The sequence below is a fragment of the Streptomyces sp. ADI96-02 genome (genome assembly GCF_003846185.1).
Lineage (GTDB): Bacteria > Actinomycetota > Actinomycetes > Streptomycetales > Streptomycetaceae > Streptomyces.
The window spans coordinates 3146056-3165218 of record NZ_ML123034.1 but is presented as its reverse complement, the minus strand read 5'-3'; the positions used below and the strand labels follow the sequence as shown (position 1 = coordinate 3165218).

The window sequence follows — 19163 nt, the reverse complement described above, 5'->3', positions numbered from 1 at the left end:
GCGGTACGGGCCCGTAGAGTCGGACCCATGGTTTCCGGTGAGGCGCCGCAGGCTGAGGGAAGCGTCCGGGTCGACGTGTGGATCTGGTCGGTCCGGCTGACGAAGACCCGTGCCCAGGCGGCTGCAGCCGCTCGCGCGGGGCACGTGAAGGTGGGCGGGGAGCGCGCCAAGCCGGCCCAGGCCGTACGCGTCGGCGACGAGATCCGGCTCCGCCACGCGGGCCGCGACCGGGTGGTCGTCGTCTCGAAGATCGTGAAGAAGCGGGTGGGCCCGCCGGTGGCCGCCGAATGCTTCGTCGACAACAGCCCGCCTCCGCCGCCGCGCGAGCTGGCGATCCAGGTCCCGGTACGCGACCGGGGCGCGGGACGGCCGACCAAGCGCGACCGCCGGGAGATGGACCGCCTTCAGGGCCGGCCGCCGGAGTAGTAGGACCGCCGGAGCAGGCCGGTGCCGACCGGTGCGTTCGGGTGTTTCACGTGAAACACCCGAACCGCCCAGCGGCCCCCGGGTCAGCTCTGGTACCCCTCCACCTCGTCGGCGGGTCGGACCCTCGCCGTCGTGGGGTCGTCGCCGTACTCGCCGAGCGCCCGCCGCTGTCGCAGCAGGTCCCAGCACTGGTCGAGCTGCACCTCGACCGCGCGCAGCCTGGCTCGCTCCTCGGTGGACAGTCCCATGTGCGCCACCGAGCGGTCGCGCAGTTCCCGCTCCTCGGAGACGAGTTCGCCGATGTTGTCGAAGATGTCGCTGTCTGCCATGACGCCTCTTTCGGATCGTTCGGTGAGGGCGGCGGGCCGGGGTGCCCACGGCGCGTGCTCAGAGGGCCAGCACGGTCTTGCCCCGGGCCCCGCGCCTGCGGTTCCGGGCGAGAGCCTGCGGGGCCTTCTCCAACGGAAGCTCGCGCTCGACGGGGACGCGGAGCGTGCCCGCGACCGATTCGGCCACCAGCAGGTCGAGCAGCGCGGAGGTCGGATCCAACCGGAATCCGGCGTGGACGATCCGGGGTGGTGCGTCGGCACTCCGCGTCGCGGAGGGCGTGCCGGTCCGGTCGGGGGCGGGGCGCGGAGTCGAGTTCCGCGAGGCCGAGCCGCGCGAGGCCGTGACGCGCAGGTCGGAGACGTGCAGGTCGGAGACGTGCAGGCCGGGAACGAACGGGTCGGCGGCGACGGACGGGGCGGCGACGATCGAGCGTGCGGTGTGCGGCTCGGTGACGTGCGGGCCGGTGATGGTGATGTGCGGCCCGCGGCTGTGGAGGGCGGTGGCAGGAGCGGCGGAGCCGTCCGGTGGGGCCGCGCCGCGCGTGCTCAGGGCGGTGCCCCCGTTCCGTACGAGCGCGCAAGTCTCCGCGAAGGCGGCGCGACTTGCGGAGGCCAGGTCGACCAGGGCGTCCACACCGTCCGGGAAGACGCGTCGCACGCCCGCCTCCAGCGCTCCGGTGGTCGTATCGAGCGTTGCGGTCGCCCCGTACGACTCCATCCGGCGGGTCTCGTCACCGCGCACCGCCGCGAGGACCCGCAGACCGTGCGCGGCTGCCAGTTGGGTGAGGAATCCGCCGACCCCGCCCGCCGCGCCGACGACGAGCAGGCTCGCCCCGGCCGGCAGGCCCAGCGTCCGCAGGATCCGCACGGCGGCCGTTCCGGCGGAGGGCAGGGCCGCCGCGAGGCGCAGCGGAAAGTCGCGCGGGACGAGCGCGAGCGGTGAGTGCTGCGACACCGAGACGTACTCGCAGAACGCCCCCTGCCCGGCGCGCGGAGGCACGATCATCCCGACGACCGGGTCGCCCACCCGGAAGCGGTTGCCGCCCTTGCCGATCATGTCCACCCGGCCCGCGAAGTCGACGCCCACGACGAGCGGGAACACGTACGGGGAACCGTCGGCGGAGTTCCGGGCGGCGGGCCGGTCGTGCGGGTTGAGCGCCGCGTACTCGACCTTGATCCGGACCTCGCCCGCGCCGGGCTCCGGTTTCGGAAGCTCGACGAGACCGGGCTCCGCGAGGTACGTGCTGATGGCGATGGCGCGCATGCGCTGGACCTCTCAGTCGCCCCCGGACGGTCTCGGTTCCCACTCTCGCCCGGCCCCCGTCCGGTCGCACCTCGGGCCGGACGCCCGGCCGGGTCCCGTACCGGGGCCCGCCGCGTCGGTCAGCTCGGACCGGCCGGAGGCGGGGCGGCGGGATGGTCCGTCCGGCTCCGCCGCCGCCCCAGCAGTACCCGGGTCGTCAGCGCACCCACCAGCAGGACCACCCCGACCGCCAGCACCACCCACACCGTGGTCCGCAGCGAGTCGGTCAGCGCGTCGGCGACGGCCGCCGCCGCGTCCCGGTCCTCGTTCGGCACCTCGTTCAGCACCCGGCTGCGGCCCACCGCGACGAGGATCCGCAGCAGGAGTGCACCGAGCACGAGGCCGCCGCCGATCACGGCGGTGGCGAACAGGGCGGCCCGCAGCCCGCGCCGCACCGCCGCGACGCCCACCACCAGCACCAGGAACACCAGGGTGCCGACGGCGGGCCAGATGCCGCAGTCCCGCAGCCGGCGGAACGAGGTCCGCAGGTTGTCCGCCTCATCCGGGCCGAGGACGGTGATCTCGGTCCGCTCGACGGGGATCTGGTCGGCGAAGGGCACGCCCTCGCGCACCAGCTCCTGCTTGACCTGGTCGATGACCGGGGCCAGGTCGATCCGCACGGCCTCGCCGCTCTTGCCGTCCAGGGCGGCGGTGACCGCCTCGTGGGCGCTCCGGTTCGCCGTGTCCCAGACCTTGCGGAAGGCCTCGGTGGTGGTGAACGAGCGCACGGTGTCGTGCAGGAAGTCCCGCACGGTGTCCTGGAGCGGGCCGAGGTCGATCTGCTCCATCGCCCGGTCGGTCACCAGGTTCGCGACGGTGTCGCGCACCGCCGGATCGGAGGACAGCGGCGAGACGGCGGCGACGTAGCGGTCGGTGTCGTCGATCTCCAGGTCCACCCAGGCCGAGAGCGCGCTGAACGGCACCAGGACGGCGAGCAGCACGAGCAGGACTGCCGAGAGAGTCGCTGAGAGAGAGGTCCGCACACCTCCAGGGAATCCCGTACCGGGCCGCCCCGCTCCGGACCGTACGCCGTTCGAGTTGCCGGGCACCGAACTCGGGTGTGCTCTGGAGGAACGGGGGCGCGCGACGGGGCGACCGAAGGAGCTGACCGCCCATGACCACACACGCAGCCATGCCCCGACGGCGAGGCAGGCACGCGCGGGCACGGGTCCGCCACCACACGGTGCTCGCGTGGGCGGTGCCCCTGGTACTCGGCGTGATCTACGGCTTCTACGCCGCGTTCCTCCGCCGCGACGGAGGCCCCGGCACCATGGATCAGCTGGTGCTCGGACTGGTCTCCGGTGCGGCGCTCGCACTGCTCTGCCTGGCGCTGGCCCAGGTCCAGGGGGCGCTGACGCACGGGCCGAGGGCGCTGGCGTACGGCGTGCTGACGGCGGCGTCGATCGGGTTCCTGGTGAGTCTCACCGACACGAGCGTGCTGCGGTCGACGGTGCTGGGGCTGGTGGTCGGCGTGGGCACCTTCGTGACCTGCTTCTACTTCCTCTATTCGCGCGAGAGATGAGCGCCGGGCTCCTCGGAGGCGCGCACCACGGTCACCGGGCAGGGCGCGTGCTGCGTGACGTGCAGGCTCACCGAGCCGAGCAGGGTCGCCTTGAAGCCGGTGTACCCGCGGGCGCCGACGACCAGCAGGTTCGCGCCCCGGGCTCGGTCCAGCAGGGCCTGGGCCGGGTTGCCGATGACCACGACCTTGGTGACGCCGGCCGCTCCCGCCGCTCCCAGGGCTTCTTCCAACGCCTCGTTCAGGGAGACGGTCGCGATCTCCTGCGGATCGAAGTCCTCGGGCAGGCCCGGCATCATCGAGGCCCAGCTGGTCGCGGGGTACTCCCAGCTGTTCACGGCCTCGACCGTGTCCCCGGTCAGCTCGCCCTGGCGTACGGCCCAGTGCAGGGCCTTGATCGAGGATTCGGAGCCGTCCACGCCCACGACGATCCTGCCCATATCTGCCTCCAGCTAGGTCCGGCCCGGTACAGCGGTCCGTCTCACTGTAGTCAAGTCAACCCGGACAATTCCTGGCTTGTCGGGCGGATCTGGGCGGTCCTGAGCGGTGGCGGGCGGTGATGAGGGCGGTCAGCTCACGCGCAGTTCCGCGAGCTGCTGCTCGAAGGGGACGAGCGCGTCGTCCTCCTCGCCGTGACCGGTGCCGCCCGAGCCTGTACGGCCGAGAACCGCCGAGGCCAGCTCGCCGCCGGCCCGCCGGATCCGGGACGGCAGTCCGTCGGTGTGGGCGTCGCCGGTCGAGCCCCAGTCCTCCGAGGCCGCGTAGACGGACGTCGGTACGGTGACCGCCCGCAGGTAGGCGAAGAGCGGACGCAGTGCGTGCTCCAGGACCAGCGAGTGCCGGGCCGTGCCGCCCGTCGCGGCGATCAGGACGGGCTTCCCGGTCAGGGCCGTGGTGTCGATCAGGTCGAAGAAGGACTTGAACAGGCCGCTGTACGAGGCGGTGAAGACCGGCGTCACGGCGATCAGCCCGTCGGCCTCGGTCACCGCGTCCACCGCTTCGCGCAGAGCGGCCGGCGGGAACCCGCTGACCAGGTGGTTCGCGATGTCCACGGCGAGGTCGCGCAGCTCGACGACGCGGACCTCGACGCTCCGGTCCTGCTCCGCCGCCAGCCGTTCACGGGCGGCGGCGGCCAGCCGGTCGGCCAGGAGCCGGGTCGAGGACGGCCGGCTCAGACCGGCCGAGACGGCCACGATGCGCAGAGGGGTGGCGGCGGACATGAGGTCAGGCGTCCTTCCGGTCGTTGTCGGTGCTGGTGCTGGTGCTGGTGCTGGTGCTGGTGCTGGTGCTGGTGCTCGTGTCGGTGGCGGCGACGGTCCGGTTGTCGGAGGAACGGGCCGCCCGCGCCGCGGTGACCGCCGGGTGCACCGGGGCGTCCGGCACACCCGCCGGGCGCAGGTTGGCGAACTCCTTGCGCAGGACGGGCACGACCTCCTCGCCGAGGATGTCCAGCTGCTCCAGCACGGTCTTCAGCGGCAGGCCCGCGTGGTCCATGAGGAACAACTGCCGCTGGTAGTCGCCGACCGCGTCCCGGAACGTCAGCGTCCGCTCGATGACCTCCTGCGGGGAGCCCACGGTCAGCGGGGTGTCGCGGGTGAAGTCCTCCAGGGAGGGGCCGTGGCCGTACACCGGGGCGTTGTCGAAGTACGGGCGGAACTCCCGTACCGCGTCCTGAGAGTTCTTGCGCATGAAGACCTGGCCGCCGAGTCCGACGATGGCCTGTTCGGCGGTGCCGTGGCCGTAGTGGGCGTAGCGGCGGCGGTAGAGGTCGACCATCTTCCGGGTGTGCTCCATGGGCCAGAAGATGTTGTTGTGGAAGAAGCCGTCGCCGTAGTAGGCGGCCTGCTCGGCGATCTCCGGAGAGCGGATCGAGCCGTGCCAGACGAACGGCGGAACGCCGTCCAGCGGGCGCGGGGTGGCGGTGAAGGACTGGAGCGGCGTGCGGAACTTGCCCTCCCAGTCGACGACGTCCTCGCGCCACAGCTTGTGCAGGAGGGCGTAGTTCTCGATGGCCAGCGGGATGCCCTGGCGGATGTCCTTGCCGAACCAGGGGTAGACCGGCCCGGTGTTGCCCCGGCCCATCATGAGGTCGACGCGGCCGTCCGCGAGGTGCTGGAGCGTGGCGTAGTCCTCGGCGATCTTCACCGGGTCGTTGGTGGTGATGAGCGTGGTGGAGGTGGAGAGGATCAGGTTCTCGGTGCGGGCGGCGATGTAGCCGAGCGTCGTCGTCGGGGAGGACGGGACGAACGGGGGGTTGTGGTGCTCGCCGGTCGCGAAGACGTCCAGGCCGACTTCCTCGGCCTTCTGCGCGATGGCCAGGGTCGCCTTGATCCGCTCGTTCTCGGTCGGCGTCCTGCCGGTGGTGGGGTCGGTGGTGACGTCTCCGACGGTGAAGATCCCGAACTGCATGGCGCCCGCCTCCGTGGTGGTCCGCGTGGTCCGCGGTGGTGATCGACAATTTGGTTGAACGTTGAACTACAGCCTACAACGAGACCCCCCGGACACCTATTCCCCGGCCCCGTACCGCCGGCACTCCCCGGCCCCGTACCGCCGGACGTCCCGCACCGCCGACCGCTACGGAACAGCGCGTCCTCCTTCTCCGGAGCCGAGGGTGCGGCGCTCTCCGGAGCCGAGCGTGCGACCCCGCGAAACGCGCCTGGCCGGATGCCCCCCGATCGGTACACTGACCGCATGACCTCCGTACCGTGCCGAAACTGGTGGCGCTCCTCCTAGGAGCGGCCACAGCACCTGCACGGAACCAGGGCCGTTCGACACGGACGGCCCTTTTCGCCGCCTTCGTACGGCGCGACACGGATCGAACAGCCTCATCGCCGCCCGGCGGGGGCCGTCCTCCACGCACACACCATCGCGAGGAGAGACCGCCATGAGCATTGCCACAGCCACAGCCACCGCATCCACCCACGCCGCCGCCGAGCGCCGCAGCGCCGAGCTGGAACGGGAGATCGCCGAGAACCCCGGCCGCTTCCGCGTCCTCTCCGGAGACCGTCCGACCGGCCCGCTGCACCTCGGGCACTACTTCGGCACCCTCCGCAACCGGCTGCGCCTCCAGGACCTGGGTGCGGAGGTCTTCGTCCTGATCGCCGACTACCAGGTCCTGACCGACCGGGACACCGCCGAGCGGCTGGACGAGTACACGGAGGGGCTGCTCCTGGACCACCTGGCCCTCGGCCTCGACCCGGACCGCACCACCGTCTTCAACCACAGCGCCGTGCCCGCGCTCAACCAGTTGGTGCTGCCCTTCCTCAGTCTCGTCTCCGTCGCGGAACTGAGCCGCAACCCCACCGTCAAGGACGAGATCGCGCACTCCCGGCAGGCCGCGGTGAGCGGGCTGATGTACACCTATCCGGTGCATCAGGCCGCCGACATCCTCTTCTGCAAGGCCGCTCTGGTCCCGGTCGGTCAGGACCAGCTGCCCCACCTCGAACTCACCCGGACCGTCGCCCGCCGCTTCAACGAGCGCTACGGGAAGGTCTTCCCGGAACCGGACGCCCTGCTCTCCACCGCTCCGCTGCTGCTGGGCACCGACGGAGCCAAGATGAGCAAGAGCCGCGCCAACGCGATCCCGCTGGCCGCCACCGCCGACGAGACGGCCCGCCTGATCCGGGGCGCGACGACGGACGCCGAGCGGCACATCACCTATGACCCGCAGGCGCGGCCCGGGGTCTCCTCCCTCGTCCTGCTCGCGGCCCTCTGCCTGGACCGGGACCCGCACGACGTCGCGGCGGAGATCGGCGACGGCGGGGCCGCCGCGCTGAAGCGGACGGTGACGGACGCGGTCAACGGCCACCTGGCCCCGGCCCGCGCCCGGCGGGCGGAGTACGCGGCGGACCCGGCGTACGTACGGGCCGTGCTGCGGGCGGGCAACGAGCGCGCCGCGCAGGTGGCGGAGCGGACGCTGGAGGAGGTGCGGGCGGCGATGGGCACGTTCCGCTGAAGAGTCCTGCCCGCTGGGCCCTGCCCGCGCCCCGGAGCCCGCGGTTCCTCCTACCGTCGTGGTTCCTCCTGCCGCCGCGGCGACGTCGTGCTCCGGCGGCGCAGCAGTTCGGCCAGACCGCGGCGGGTCGCGGCGATCACGACCCGGTCCTGGGCGCGCAGGACGTACCCGGGGTGCAGGTCCCAGATCAGGCCGGACGGCGGCTGCGGGCCGCCTTCCGGGGCGTACGGAGGGAGTGCGGCGAGGTCCGGGTTGCGGTCGGCGGGCGGGGTGGCGTCCAGGGCCAGGACCCGCCACGCGCCCGCCCGGAACGCCTGCTCGACCGTACGGCCCTCCAACTGCGGGTGGCCCGCCACCTCCAGCGCGGCGAAGAGCATCACCTTGCGTTCGACCGGGACCGCCCCGAGGATCTGGCGGCCCATCATGGCCACCGCGAAGGCCGGGGCGGCCAGGTGGGAGACCGAGCGGGACCGGGTCAGGGCCTGGGGGTGGGCGGTGCGCAGGGTGCGGTAGACGGCGGTGGCGAACTCGTCGTCGTACAGCCGCAGCGCCACCTTCAGGTCCGGCTTGACCGAGCGGGCGTACAGGGTCGCTTCCAGGTTCGTGGTGTCGATGCTGGTCAGCGCGAGGAGGGCGCGGGCGCGGCGGATCTTGGCCGCTTCCAGGACGCCTTCCTGGGTGACGTCGCCGATCACGGTGGGCACGTGCAGGGAGCGGGCGAGCGGGATGCCGCGCGCCTCGGGGTCCTCCTCGACGACGACCACCGGGATGTCCAGTTCCCGCAGGCGTACGAGGACCCGCGTGCCGATCTTGCCGAGTCCGAGCAGCACGACGTGCCCCGACAGGCCGCGCGGCGGGCGGCGGAGCGACGACGCGGTGCGCAGCGTGCCGAACGCCTCCAGCACGGCCGCGACCAGCAGGGGGAGCAGGAGCAGTCCGGCGAGCCCGGAGAGGAGCTGGATGACCTGCCGGGCGGGCGGACCCTTCTCCGCCGGGTCGCCCATCGCCAACAGGTCGAGCAGGGTGAGGTAGGTGGAGTGCAGCACGCTGTCGTGCGTGGTCCACACGGAGGCGACCGCCAGCCCCACCACGGACGCCGCCACGCCGAGCGCCGACCACCGCAGCCGGCGGGAGAAGACCTGGGCGAGCGGCGCGCCCCTGCCGCCCATCCTCCCGGCGGGCCGGCCCGGTTCGGCGCGGGTGATCGCCTCCAGCACCACCGTGCCGCGACCGGCCGCAGCTTCCACCGACTGCCGGTCGGGCAGGAGTTGGGGACCTTCGTCGCCGCTGCTGTCCGAACCCTCCGTTCCTGCCGGGTTGTTGGTGGTGGAGGAGAGCAGGGCCAGGGTGCACAGGCCCGGGTCGGTCGTCTCGCCCGTTCGTGGCGGGGTGCGTTCGGCCGCGCGCAGCAGCAGCCCTTCGGCCTGTATGACCTTGCTGCTGCCGGTGAGCGCGGTCGCGGCGAGGGCGGGCGCGGCGGTGTCGGCGTCGGACAGGACGGTGGTGGAGGCGTCGAGCAGCGCCGGATCGAGGCCGGGCATGGCGACGGCCGCCGCCTGGTCGAGCAGGGCTTCCAGGTGCTGGCCGAGCTTGCGGTTGTAGAGCCGGATCACCAGGCGCAGGCGCGGGTTGAGGCGGCGGGCGGTCAGCGCGGCCCGGATGTTGCGTTCGTCGTCGTCGTAGACGAGCGCGAGGGCCGCCGCCCGGTCGACGCCGGCCTCTTCGAGCACGTCGTCGGAGGGCTCCGGCGCCTCCATGATGCGGACGGCCTCGACGCCGGCGTTCGTGTCGTCGCCCCCGCTCCCGCCGCTACCGCCTCCGCCGCCGGTGCCGTTGGCGGCTCCGGCGCGGTTCATCGCCGCCGACATCCGGCCGAACAGGGCTGCCGCCCGGCCCCGTTGGGTCAGGGGGGTCTCGGGGCTGTCGGCGTCGCGGCCGGGCGGCAGGAGCAGGGTGACCCGCTCTCCGTACACGTAGCGCAGTTCCACGGCGAGCCTGCGCGCCAGGGCGTCGTCACCGCAGACGATCATGTGTCCGGGCGAGGGCGGGCGGCCGGGCTGCTGAGGAAGGGGGAGCACGGGGCCCAGCATGCCGCGATCCTTTCGGCTCGGCCGTGTGTTCGGTGGAGAGTTTGTGTGATCTTCGCGCGGCGGTGCGACGACGCGGCGGTACGGTGGTGCGGCGGTACGGTGGTGCGGCGGCCGGGTCGGGTCAACTCCTGCTCCGCGTAGTCCTGGTGGGTGGTACGGGCCCGGCCGAAGCCGTTCGGGGCCCGGGTCGGCGACTGCCGCGCCGGCGCCCCGTGCGCCCACGGCTCGCCCGGTGAGCCGCGAGGCCGTATCGGCGGATGCCGCGCACGAGCAGGCGGACCGCCCACCACGCGAGGAGCAGGGCCCCGGCCAGGACAGTGACGGCGAGGGCGGCCCGCACGGTGCCGGTGACTCCGGTCCACAGCAGCAGGAGCGAACCGCCGAGGCTGCCGAACCAGGCGAGGACGACGATCAGCGAGACCGAGACGGCCACCGGCACTCCGCCGAGGCCCGCGGCCCGGGTGTCGAGGTCGGCGTCGAAGGAGCGCTGGTCAACGGCGCCGGTCAGCACCAGCAGCCAGAAGCAGAGGACGACCACCAGGGCCGCGCCGAAGATGACGGTCGGGAATTCGAGTGCCGCGATCAGGAACGCGATCAGGAAACCGTCCATCGGCGCCACCCCCTGGCATCGGAGCGCCGGCCGGTGGCCGACCGCGTCCCTGTCCGTACGAGGGTGCGGCGAGGGCGAGGGCGAGGGCGCGCGGGCGCGGGCGGGAGCGAAGGCGGCGGGGCCCGGGGCCCGCCGCCGCTCTGTCGAACAGGCCGCGGCGGCCGGGTCGTTCCCCTCGGTCCTCCCCGTCGCATCCCCCGTGGACTGTCGGAGAGGGCCCCGCCTTCCTCTGCTTTCCCCCGTGTTTTCCCGCTTCCCCCGTGCTTTCCCTGCTTCCCCCGTGCTTCCCCCGTGTTTCCCCGTGTCCTGCTGACCTGATCCTGTCAGCCGGGGCCTCTCCGCGCATTGCCGTATTCCGGCAATCTTTACGCGTTCCTGATGCCGGGCACCGGCACCGCCGGGTGTGCGTTAGGAAAGTGCTGAGCAACGTTCGTGGCTGAAGGAGTGTGTGTGGCGGAGCCGGAGATCCCTGCGGAGATTCTGGGCGACTACGCCCATATCCTGGGCGAAGTCGCCGCGACAGGACGCCGTCTCACCCGGGAAGAGGTGGAGACCCGGCGGGCGTTGGGCCGTGAGGCGGCGGATGCGGGACATCAGCTGCGGGCGCTGGTGACGATGCACCTGGCCCAGACGCGGGAAGCCTGGCCGCGTGTGACTGCCGGAAGCTCACCCGCCACCGCGGACGCCGTACTGGCCGCCGTGGAGCAGGCGGTCGACGCGTTCGCCGAAGGGTTCGAGCGGGCCCAGCGGCTGACCGTGCGGCGGGAGGAGGCGGCGCGGCGGGAGTTCATCGACGATCTGCTCTACGGGCGAAGCGACCTCGTCCGCCTCGCCGAGCGGGCCACCCGTTTCGGGCTGCGGCTCTCCCGGGCGCACGCGGTGGCGGTGGCCGCGGGCCCGGAGGCGTACACGGAGACGGACGCGGTGCCGCGCGGTGTGGAGGCGGCGCTGCTGGCCCGGTTCGGCGGGCGCAAGATCCTGCTGACGACGAAGGACGGGCGGATCGTCTGCATCGCCCCGGGCAGTCAGCCCGACGTCCTGCGCTACTTCGCCAAGCAGTCGCACGCGGCGACCGACGGCGGGCAGGTGGCGATCGGCCGCCCGCACAGCGGCCCCGGCGGGGTGGTGCACTCGTACGACGAGGCCCTGGGGGCGCTGGACCTGGCGGACCGGATGGGGATGGAGGACCCCGTGCTGTACGCCTCCGACCTGCTCGTCTATCCGGTGCTGACCCGGGACCGGCCGGCGATGGCCGATCTGGTGCGCAGCGAGCTGGGCCCGCTCCAGAAGGCCAGGGGTGGCGACGAACCGCTGCTGGAGACGCTGTCGGTCTACTTCGACGCGGGGTGTGTCGCAGCCGAGACGGCCCGCCGACTCGCCTTGAGCGTACGGGCGTTGACGTACCGCCTGGAGCGCATCCATCAGCTCACGGGCTCCGACCCGACGGACCCGGTGCACCGCTACAGCCTCCAGACGGCGGTCATCGGCGCGCGGTTGCTGGACTGGCCCGCGAAGGAGCTCTGAGCGCACGGGCCCGCCGGCCGCACGGCTCGGTCGGCCGCCGCCGCACCGGTCCACGAGGCCATCGGCCCACCGGGGCCATCGGTGTCGCCTTCGCGATCTCCTGGAGCACGCCGACCTTGCCGAAGGCGAAGTCGGCGGTGAGCTTGTCGACGTAGCCGTTGAGCCGTCGCTGTAGGCCGTCGGCGGGGAAGTTCCGCAGGACGCCGTCGGCCGCGATGAGCTCCAGCGCTGTCCGTGCCCGCGACAACGCGACGGCCGGCCCGGACCGCCGTGGTGAAGGCGGTCCGAACCGGCCGGCCGGATCGGGTCGTACGGGAGGTCCGTAAGGCTGCGTCAGTCGCGGGTCTCGCCCGCCGGTTCCGGGGTCAGGTCCTCGTGGGCCGGCGACTGCCGGCGCTCCGGAGCGGACTTCGCGGGCGGCTCCTGCGCCGTCGTGGCCGTGCCCGCGCCGCCGCGCCCGGCCTGGATCCTCGCCACGGCGGGCTGGGTCCACCGGGCGGTGAGCGGGCCGATGACGACCAGGATCAGGACGTACGCCGTGGCGAGCGGCCCGATGCGCGGTTCGGTGGCCACGGCGAGCCCGGCGATGACGATGGAGAACTCGCCGCGCGCCACCAGCGTGCCGCCGGCGCGCCAGCGCCCGCGCGGACCGATGCCCGCGCGCCGGGCCGCGTACCAGCCCGTGAAGATCTTGGTGAGGACCGAGACGACGGCCAGCAGTGCGGCGGGCAGCAGCACCGGCGGGATGTCGGCCGGGTCCGTGGAGAGCCCGAAGAAGACGAAGAACACGGCGGCGAACAGGTCCCGCAGCGGCGTGAGCAGCTTGCGCGCGCCCTCGGCGACCTCGCCGGAGAGCGCGATGCCGACGAGGAACGCGCCGACGGCGGCTGACACCTGGAGCTGCTGGGCCACCCCGGCGACCAGGAGGGTGAGGCCGAGGACGACCAGGAGCAGCATCTCCGGGTTGTCGGAGGAGACCGCGCGGCTGATCAGGCGTCCGTGGCGCAGCGCCAGGTAGAGGACGAAGCCGACGGCTCCGAGGGCGATGAGCAGGGCGAGGCTGCCGCCCGCCAGACTGACTCCGGCGAGCATGGCGGTGAGCAGCGGCAGGTAGACCGCCATCGCCAGGTCCTCCATGACGAGGACGCCGAGGACGACGGGAGTCTCGCGGTTGCCGAGCCTGCCGAGGTCCGTCATCACCTTCGCGATCACCCCGGACGAGGAGATCCAGGTGACTCCGGCGAGCGCGACGGCGCCGACGGGGCCCCAGCCGAGTATCAGGGCGGCCACGGCGCCGGGGGTCGCGTTGAGGACGAAGTCGACCGCACCGGAGGGGTATTGGGTCTTGAGACTGGTGACGAGTTCGGAGGCGCTGTATTCGAGGCCCAGCAGGAGGAGCAGCAGGATGACGCCGATCTCGGCGCCGACCGCCGTGAACTCCTCGCTGGCGTCCAGCGGAATCAGACCGCCGTGCCCGAACGCGAGCCCGGCGAGCAGGTAGAGGGGAATGGGGGAGAGACCTATCCGGCCCGCGAACCGGCCGATGATCCCGAGACCGAGGATGACGGCGCCGAGTTCCACCAGCAATGCGGTCGTGTCATGCACGGTCAGCCCTCCGCAATGATCTCGGAGAGCGCGTCGACGCCCTCACGCGTACCGACGGCGACGAGCGTGTCCCCGATGGCCAGACGGAAGTCCGGCTCCGGTGACGGGTGGGCGCTGTGGGTGCGCAGCACCGCCACGATGGACGCGCCGGTCCTGGCCCGCGCCCGGGTCTCGCCCAGCAGCCGTCCGCCGTACGGGGAGCGGGAGCCGAGCGGGATGTGCTCGGTGACGAGGTCGATGCCCTCGGTCCGTACGGCGTCTATGGGCGCCGCGTCGATGAGGTGGGCCAGTGCGGTGGCCTCCGTCGTCGTGAGGGGCACCGAGAGTCGGCACGCATCAGGATCGTCCTCTTCGTAGAACCCGATGAAGCGGCGGCCGTCGTGATGGACGACGACCGAGATGTGCTGACCCGACTCGGTCGTGAAGTCGTACTGGGCGCCCACTCCGGGCAGTGACGTGCGGCGGGTTCCCATGACTTCCTCCTGAGGTGTGCGGCGGTTCGGCGTCGCACTTGGTGATCTCTTTATCAGCTCATTACCCTATCGGGGCCATTGAAAAGGGCCGTCCGTCAACCGGATGACGGGGTTCCGCGACCGGCCTGCTCCCGGACGCCGGCCTGTTGGGCGGTGGCCGCGATGTTCTGGAGGGCCGCGATGTGGCGGGCCAGCGCCTCGCGGCCGGCGGGCATGAGGGACAGCCAGGTCCGGGGCCGCTTGCCGATGTGGCCCTTGCGCACGTGCAGGTAGCCGGCTCCCTCCAGTGCCGTGGACGTCTTGCTCAGGACCGAGTCGGACACCTGGCAGGCGTCGCGCACGGTGGCGAACTCGGCCTCGTCGCAGGCGGAGAGGAACGCGACCACGGACAGGCGGGTCGGATGGTGGATGGCGTCGTCCAGGGCCGCCCGTTCCCGGCGGGAGTCCTCCCGGGCCTCCTGTGCCGAGGTGGTGTCGTCCGGGGCCCCCTGCTTCCGGGCGGTGTCGTCCGGGGCCGTCCGCTCGCGCCCGTCCGGACCGCCGCTCACGCCAGCTCCCGCAGGGTGCGCCGGATGGCCGCGTTGCGGACGAGGCACGCCGCCCACACGCCGAGCCCCCAGACGCCGAACACGGTGATCTGGACGACGCCCGCTCCCGCGCCGAACGCCCAGCAGCCCGCCCCCGCGAGGATGCCCGCCCCGAAGACGGCCGGCAGCACGACCCGGCTCCGCCGCAGCCGCGAGGACCACGACGGGGTCACCAGCACACCGGACCCGCGCTGCGCGGCACGGACGAGCACGAGGACGGCGCACAGCCCGAGCAGCGACACCAGCAGCGAGGCGACCGCCGCCACGCCGCCCCGGCCGTCGCTCCAGGCCCGCACCACGCTCGGCAGCACCAGAGCCGCCGCGGCGGCCGGCCCGTACGCCGCCGGGGTCAACCCCGCCCGGAGCCGGGCCCGCTCCCGCGCCACCCGTACGTCACTCAGCGCACCGGCGGCGTACTCGGCGGAGGCGAGGGGGAGTTCGGGCCGGTCGGTCCGGTTCTCCCGGGGCGAGGCGGACGGCGAGGGGGACGACGGCGAAGAGGGCGAGGGCATGGGCACGGCGGTCCTTCCGGGGATACGCAGACGACCTGCGGGCTTTCATCATGGCATCTACTTTCCATGAAGGAAAGTACTTGCCCCGGGTCCGGGAGGGAGGTGAGTGGAGGGGCGTGCGGCGGAGTTCCGCGATGGAGCGGGCCACGGCCCTTCGTCGGCCCGGCCAGGCGCGGGTCTGCGCCGGGTCGCCCGCCCGGCCCGGAACACCGCAGCGGCCCCGCAGAGGTGAGCCCTCTGCCACGAGCAAGCTCGTCCGAACCATCCGTCCCGACCGAGCAGAGAAGTGAGGCCGTTCCCATGAACCGGGTCCGTACAGCTTCACCACCCGTCACCGGCACGGACGACCCTCCGGGCGGCGCGGCACGGGTCCCCTCAGCGCCCAGCGGGATCCGGGTGGAGGGGCTCGACCTCCAGAGCCCCCGCCCGGCCGAGCGGTACGGCGCCCCGGTGCTGGGCCTGTCGCCGTTCAACTCCTTCTACTCCACGCAGACCGTGACCGCCCTGCGCCAAAGCGCCGCCGAGTCCTTCTCCGACGTGCACGTGGTCCTCCCGGGGGGCGCCGGAATCTCCTGGATGTCGCGAACACGGAAGGCTCCGTGACCGTACAGTGGACGGCATTCTCCTCCCGGCGGCGCTTCGGGCCCATCCGCGACGGGTTCGGCGCCGAATCACCGGGAGGGGCGGGCATCGGAGTCCCGCGCCCGTACGTGGAGGTAACGCGTGGTCGAACGACCGGCGACGGCAGCGGTTCTCGTCCTGCACGGAGGCCGCGAGACCGGGACGGCGCCGCCGCCGCCCGGTCCGCTCAACCTGCCCGGCGTCCGGATGCGGCCGTTCGTCCGCGCCCTGGAGCGCGCCGCCCGGCCGCGGGAGGACGGCGCGGAGGTCCTGGTACGCCAGGTGCGCTACGCCCATCGCGGCTGGAACGGCGCCCGCGCGGACGCCTACCGCGACGCCGTCGCCGCGCTGGACGCCCTCGGCGAGGAGGCGGGCGACGTGCCGGTGGTGCTTCTCGGCCACTCCATGGGTGCCCGCGCCGCCCTGCGCGCGGCCGGGCATCCCCTGGTCCGCTCCGTCGTCGGCCTCGCGCCGTGGTGCCCGCCGGGCGACCCCGTGACCCAGCTCGCCGACCGCGACGTCGTCCTCGTCCACAGCACCCGCGACCGGACGACCAGCCCGCAGGCCAGCCAGTCGCTCACCGCGCGCGCCCGCCGGGCCGGGGCCCGCACCTGCATGGTCACCGTGCGCGGCGGCGACCACGCGATGCTCCGCCGGGCGCCCGCCTGGCACCGCGTGGCGACGGACCTGGTCACCGGGCTGCTGGGCCTCGGACCGCTGCCGGGGCCGGTGGCCGTGGCCTTGGCCCTGCCGTCGACCGCCGAGGCCGTCGAGGGCACGGTCGACCTGGACCTGCTGCGCGCCGAACGCCCCGGCACGGCCCCGCCCGCCCGCAGCCAGTGAGGCCGGGCGGCCGCAAGGCCCGCCCCGCGCCACCCAGCTCAGCCCAGTTCGAGGCTCGTGACGCCGTACAGCCCGGACCGGTCGATCACCGGCTCCGGACCCGCGTACATCCGGGCCGTGTCGAACGACGGCGACAGGCCCAGCTCCCCGGCGAGCCGGACCGCCGCCGCGTTGACGTCCGGTACGTCGATGGCCACGGCGGCGCGGGGCCCGCCGGGCGCGCCGGCCGCGACCGCGCTCACCAGGGCCGCCGCCACCTGCGGGGACGCCGCGTACAGCGGGCCGATCCGGGAGGCGTCCCGGCACGGGCGCAGCACCGCCAGGCCCTGCACCCCGCCGTCGTCCAGCGCGGCCAGGGCCACGTGCCGCGGGGCGGTGATCCAGGACGCCAGGAAGGTGTCGCGGCCGGCGGGGAAGAACCGCCGGTCGTAGGCGGCGAGCCGGTCGAAGGGCAGCGTCCGGGCGTCGGCCAGGACGGTGCCCGGCGGCGGTGCGAGGCCGGGCGGCACGGTCCCCTCGTAGCGCGCGTTGCTCCAGCAGGTGCGGAACCCCGAACGGCGGTAGTTGTCCTGCTGCGCGGGCACTCCGTCGAGCCCGATCGTCCGGCCCGAGAGCCGCGCCATCCCCGCCCGCCAGGTCCGCATGCCGTAGCCCCGGCCGCGCAGCTCGGGGCGGGTCAGGTAGAAGCCGAGGAAGCCGTAGTCGTCGCCGTAGCGGACGACGGAGACGGAGCTGACCGGCGCGCCGTCCAGGCGGCCGATCAGGAACGCGCCCGGGTCCGTCGCGAAGAAGACCCCGCCGTCGGCGAGGCCCGGATTCCAGCCCTCCTCGTGCGCCCACTCGCCCAGGACCGCGATGTCCTGGGCTCCGGCCGTGGTGATCTCGAAGTTGTTCGGCACGGCTCAGTCGTACCCCGGTCGCGGTCCGTTCAAGGGGCGACTCTCAGGCGGAGGACGCGGACTTCCGCCGCCGTCCGCGCAACCGGCGCAGGACGAGCGCCGCCGAGGTGACCAGCGGCAGGAGGCCCGCCACCGCGTCCGCCGTGTTCAGCCTGTCGTGCGAGCCCTTGGCGTGGCGGACCCGTTTGGCCGCCCGGACGACGGCCAGGGCGCTTCCGCCCAGACTCAGTACGAGCCCCGCCGTGCCGCCGCGCGATCCCTGGGCGGACGCCGACTTCTTCCTGGCCATCGCGGGTACCTCCCGGTGCGGAGTGCCGGACCCCCGGTTCGGGTGGACCGCCCTCTCCACGTAACCGGGTGTCCGGCGCGCCCGCAAACGGACGCGGGCGCGCCGCCGGTCACCAGCCGGTCCACAGCAGGTGGTTGACCAGCAGCGCCGGTACGGCGGACGCGACCAGCCAGAAGCGGGCGCCGCGTACGGGCAGGAGCGCGGCGGCGGGCAGCAGCCAGAGGAGGAACGGCTGCCAGATGCGCTCGGTCTCCGCCTTGCTCATCCCGGACAGGTCGGCGGCGAGCAGGGCCAGCAGCGCCGCCAGGACGAGCAGGGCCAGCCGCTGTTCGGCGGACGTCCCGCCGCCGCGCAGCGCCCGTACGGCGGCGGGGGCCCGCGCCGCGCTCCGGCGCAGTCCGGCGACGGCGGCCAGGCCCGCCGCGAGGGTGGCGCAGGCGAGGTTGGCCCAGACCCAGTAGCCGTAGGGGCGGATGCCGCCCGCGCCCTGGTAGTAGCGCTCGACCAGCAGGTGGTAGGCGGTCCACCAGTGGAAGCCCGTCAGGGTGAACGCGGCCGGGACGACCAGGGCGCCGAGGACGAACGGCGCCACCGGGCGGCCGGTCCGGGCCACGAGCAGCACGGTGAGCAGGACGGCCGTCATCAGCCCGAGCCCGTAACTGAGGTAGCAGGTCCACCCGAACAGCAGACCTCCGCCCGCCGCGGCGGCGGCCGGGAAGCGCGCCCGGCGGGTCGCGGCCAGGGCGAGCAGCGCCACCGCCCACGCGGCGACGGCGGCGAAGTACCCGTCGGCGGAGACGCCCGCCCAGACGGCGGCCGGGGCGAGGACGAGGAAGGGCGCGGCCCGCCGGGCGAGCGGTTCGCCGGCCAGCGCCCGCACGGTGATCAGGACGGCGAGCACCGCCGAACTCCCCGCCACGACGCACCAGACGGCGGCCCATGCGCCGCCGCCGAGCCCGATCCGGTCCAGCCAGACGAAGGTCAGGGTCGCGCCCGGCGGATGGCCGGCGACATGGGCGGGCCAGTTGCCGGGCGGCCCGATGACGATGTGGTTCGTGAAGTCGCGCAGGGCGGCGGGGATGTCCTCGAAGCGGTCGATGACCCGCAGGTACTCGTGCTTGGTGGTCAGCCGGCGGGTGACGCCCCGGTCCCAGCCGTCGACGAGCGCCATCGCGAAGACCCACACCGTGTTCGCCGCCCAGGCCGCGGCGAGCAGCCCGCGCCAGGGCAGCCGGGCGGCCAGCGGCGGCCCGTAGGCGACCACCAGGACCGCCGCGGTCAGGGCCGCCGGGGTGCCGGGGCCCAGGTGCGGGTCCCAGGAGGCCAGCAGCGGCGGCCACTGGGCGCGCAGGCTGCCGTCCCGCTGCTGGATGACCCGGCCGATCAGCACGGCGGCGGTGACGAGCGCGACGCCCGCCGCGGCGGCGGCCAGGTCCCGGCGCCGCTCCCGCCCGCCGGACGGGCTTCGGGACGCGCTGCCGGGTCCGCTCCCGGAGGCGGTCCGCCGGTCGTCCGTGCGGTCCGGTGGCGCGTGGTCGACGCCGGTCGCCGTGGTGGCGGTGTCGTCGGCGGGCTCCG

20 protein-coding genes and 2 pseudogenes are annotated in these 19163 nt (G+C 73.8%); 6 read left to right on the top strand and 16 right to left on the bottom strand.

What is annotated here, in order from left to right:
• Positions 1-27 precede the first annotated feature (27 nt).
• Positions 28-426, top strand: a complete 399-nt coding sequence (locus EES43_RS13805) for an RNA-binding S4 domain-containing protein (protein WP_124269009.1) — start codon at positions 28-30, stop codon at positions 424-426.
• 83 nt (positions 427-509) lie between these two features.
• Here the strand turns inward: EES43_RS13805 and EES43_RS13800 are convergent, their stop codons facing one another.
• From EES43_RS13800 to EES43_RS13790, 3 genes are all read right to left on the bottom strand, one after another.
• Complete coding sequence (locus EES43_RS13800; protein ID WP_124269008.1) at positions 510-755, bottom strand: DUF2630 family protein; 246 nt, start codon at positions 753-755, stop codon at positions 510-512.
• 58 nt (positions 756-813) lie between these two features.
• Complete coding sequence (locus EES43_RS31325) at positions 814-2019, bottom strand: alcohol dehydrogenase catalytic domain-containing protein (RefSeq protein WP_241192414.1); 1206 nt, start codon at positions 2017-2019, stop codon at positions 814-816.
• Between the two features lie 119 nt (positions 2020-2138).
• Positions 2139-3041: a hypothetical protein gene (locus EES43_RS13790; protein ID WP_124269007.1), complete on the bottom strand. Its 903-nt coding sequence runs from the start codon at positions 3039-3041 to the stop codon at positions 2139-2141.
• Positions 3042-3172: 131 nt separating this feature from the next.
• Between EES43_RS13790 and EES43_RS13785 the strand changes: the two genes are divergently transcribed.
• A complete protein-coding gene (locus tag EES43_RS13785) occupies positions 3173-3580 on the top strand; it encodes a hypothetical protein (RefSeq protein ID WP_124269006.1) in 408 nt (135 codons plus the stop codon).
• Here EES43_RS13785 and EES43_RS13780 read toward each other — a convergent pair.
• The 3 genes from EES43_RS13780 to EES43_RS13770 form a co-directional block, all read right to left on the bottom strand.
• Positions 3562-4017 carry a universal stress protein gene (locus EES43_RS13780; protein WP_124269005.1) on the bottom strand — a complete coding sequence of 152 codons (456 nt, stop codon included), beginning with the start codon at positions 4015-4017 and terminating at the stop codon, positions 3562-3564. The genes EES43_RS13785 and EES43_RS13780 overlap by 19 nt on opposite strands.
• 129 nt (positions 4018-4146) lie before the next feature.
• On the bottom strand, positions 4147-4797 hold the full coding sequence (locus tag EES43_RS13775; protein ID WP_124269004.1) for a CE1759 family FMN reductase: 651 nt from the start codon (positions 4795-4797) through the stop codon (positions 4147-4149).
• A gap of 4 nt (positions 4798-4801) precedes the next feature.
• Positions 4802-5986, bottom strand: a complete 1185-nt coding sequence (locus EES43_RS13770) for an LLM class flavin-dependent oxidoreductase (protein WP_124269003.1) — start codon at positions 5984-5986, stop codon at positions 4802-4804.
• Positions 5987-6461: 475 nt separating this feature from the next.
• On the opposite strand from EES43_RS13770, the gene trpS reads away from it, so the two are divergent.
• The gene (trpS, locus tag EES43_RS13765) at positions 6462-7532 is read left to right on the top strand and encodes a tryptophan--tRNA ligase (protein ID WP_124269002.1); all 1071 of its coding nucleotides are present in this window, start codon (positions 6462-6464) and stop codon (positions 7530-7532) included.
• A 50-nt stretch (positions 7533-7582) separates the two neighbouring features.
• On the opposite strand, the gene EES43_RS13760 is transcribed toward trpS, so the two are convergent.
• Together EES43_RS13760 and EES43_RS13755 are read right to left on the bottom strand one after the other, a co-directional pair.
• A complete protein-coding gene (locus EES43_RS13760; RefSeq protein ID WP_124269001.1) occupies positions 7583-9622 on the bottom strand; it encodes an NAD-binding protein in 2040 nt (679 codons plus the stop codon).
• A gap of 247 nt (positions 9623-9869) precedes the next feature.
• Positions 9870-10220, bottom strand: a pseudogene (locus tag EES43_RS13755) (hypothetical protein); the annotation flags it as partial.
• A gap of 462 nt (positions 10221-10682) precedes the next feature.
• Between EES43_RS13755 and EES43_RS13750 the strand changes: the two are divergent.
• Positions 10683-11756, top strand: a complete 1074-nt coding sequence (locus EES43_RS13750) for a PucR family transcriptional regulator (RefSeq protein WP_124269000.1) — start codon at positions 10683-10685, stop codon at positions 11754-11756.
• Between the two features lie 85 nt (positions 11757-11841).
• Here the strand turns inward: EES43_RS13750 and EES43_RS31320 are convergent.
• The 5 genes and pseudogenes from EES43_RS31320 to EES43_RS13725 form a co-directional block, all read right to left on the bottom strand.
• Positions 11842-11979: pseudogene (locus EES43_RS31320) on the bottom strand (Tellurite resistance TerB); the annotation flags it as partial.
• 110 nt (positions 11980-12089) lie between these two features.
• Positions 12090-13361: a cation:proton antiporter gene (locus tag EES43_RS13740; RefSeq protein WP_124268999.1), complete on the bottom strand. Its 1272-nt coding sequence runs from the start codon at positions 13359-13361 to the stop codon at positions 12090-12092.
• A 2-nt stretch (positions 13362-13363) separates the two neighbouring features.
• Positions 13364-13834 (bottom strand): cation:proton antiporter regulatory subunit, encoded by a 471-nt coding sequence (locus EES43_RS13735; protein WP_124268998.1) that lies wholly within the window; start codon positions 13832-13834, stop codon positions 13364-13366.
• 95 nt (positions 13835-13929) lie between these two features.
• Complete coding sequence (locus EES43_RS13730; protein ID WP_124268997.1) at positions 13930-14382, bottom strand: winged helix-turn-helix domain-containing protein; 453 nt, start codon at positions 14380-14382, stop codon at positions 13930-13932.
• The gene (locus EES43_RS13725; RefSeq protein WP_124268996.1) at positions 14379-14933 is read right to left on the bottom strand and encodes a hypothetical protein; all 555 of its coding nucleotides are present in this window, start codon (positions 14931-14933) and stop codon (positions 14379-14381) included. The genes EES43_RS13730 and EES43_RS13725 overlap by 4 nt, the downstream gene beginning before the upstream one ends.
• Before the next feature lie 300 nt (positions 14934-15233).
• Between EES43_RS13725 and EES43_RS13720 the strand changes: the two genes are divergently transcribed.
• Together EES43_RS13720 and EES43_RS13715 are read left to right on the top strand one after the other, a co-directional pair.
• Entirely contained in the window at positions 15234-15536 is a 303-nt protein-coding gene (locus EES43_RS13720) for a hypothetical protein (RefSeq protein ID WP_124268995.1), read from the top strand.
• Between the two features lie 120 nt (positions 15537-15656).
• Entirely contained in the window at positions 15657-16397 is a 741-nt protein-coding gene (locus tag EES43_RS13715) for an alpha/beta fold hydrolase (RefSeq protein ID WP_124268994.1), read from the top strand.
• 38 nt (positions 16398-16435) lie between these two features.
• On the opposite strand, the gene EES43_RS13710 is transcribed toward EES43_RS13715, so the two are convergent.
• From EES43_RS13710 to EES43_RS13700, 3 genes are all read right to left on the bottom strand, one after another.
• Positions 16436-17296: a GNAT family N-acetyltransferase gene (locus EES43_RS13710; protein ID WP_124268993.1), complete on the bottom strand. Its 861-nt coding sequence runs from the start codon at positions 17294-17296 to the stop codon at positions 16436-16438.
• Between the two features lie 43 nt (positions 17297-17339).
• Positions 17340-17585: a hypothetical protein gene (locus EES43_RS13705; RefSeq protein WP_124268992.1), complete on the bottom strand. Its 246-nt coding sequence runs from the start codon at positions 17583-17585 to the stop codon at positions 17340-17342.
• Between the two features lie 109 nt (positions 17586-17694).
• Positions 17695-19017, bottom strand: coding sequence for a hypothetical protein (locus tag EES43_RS13700; RefSeq protein WP_124271970.1), 1323 nt, complete (start codon positions 19015-19017; stop codon positions 17695-17697).
• Positions 19018-19163: the final 146 nt, after the last annotated feature.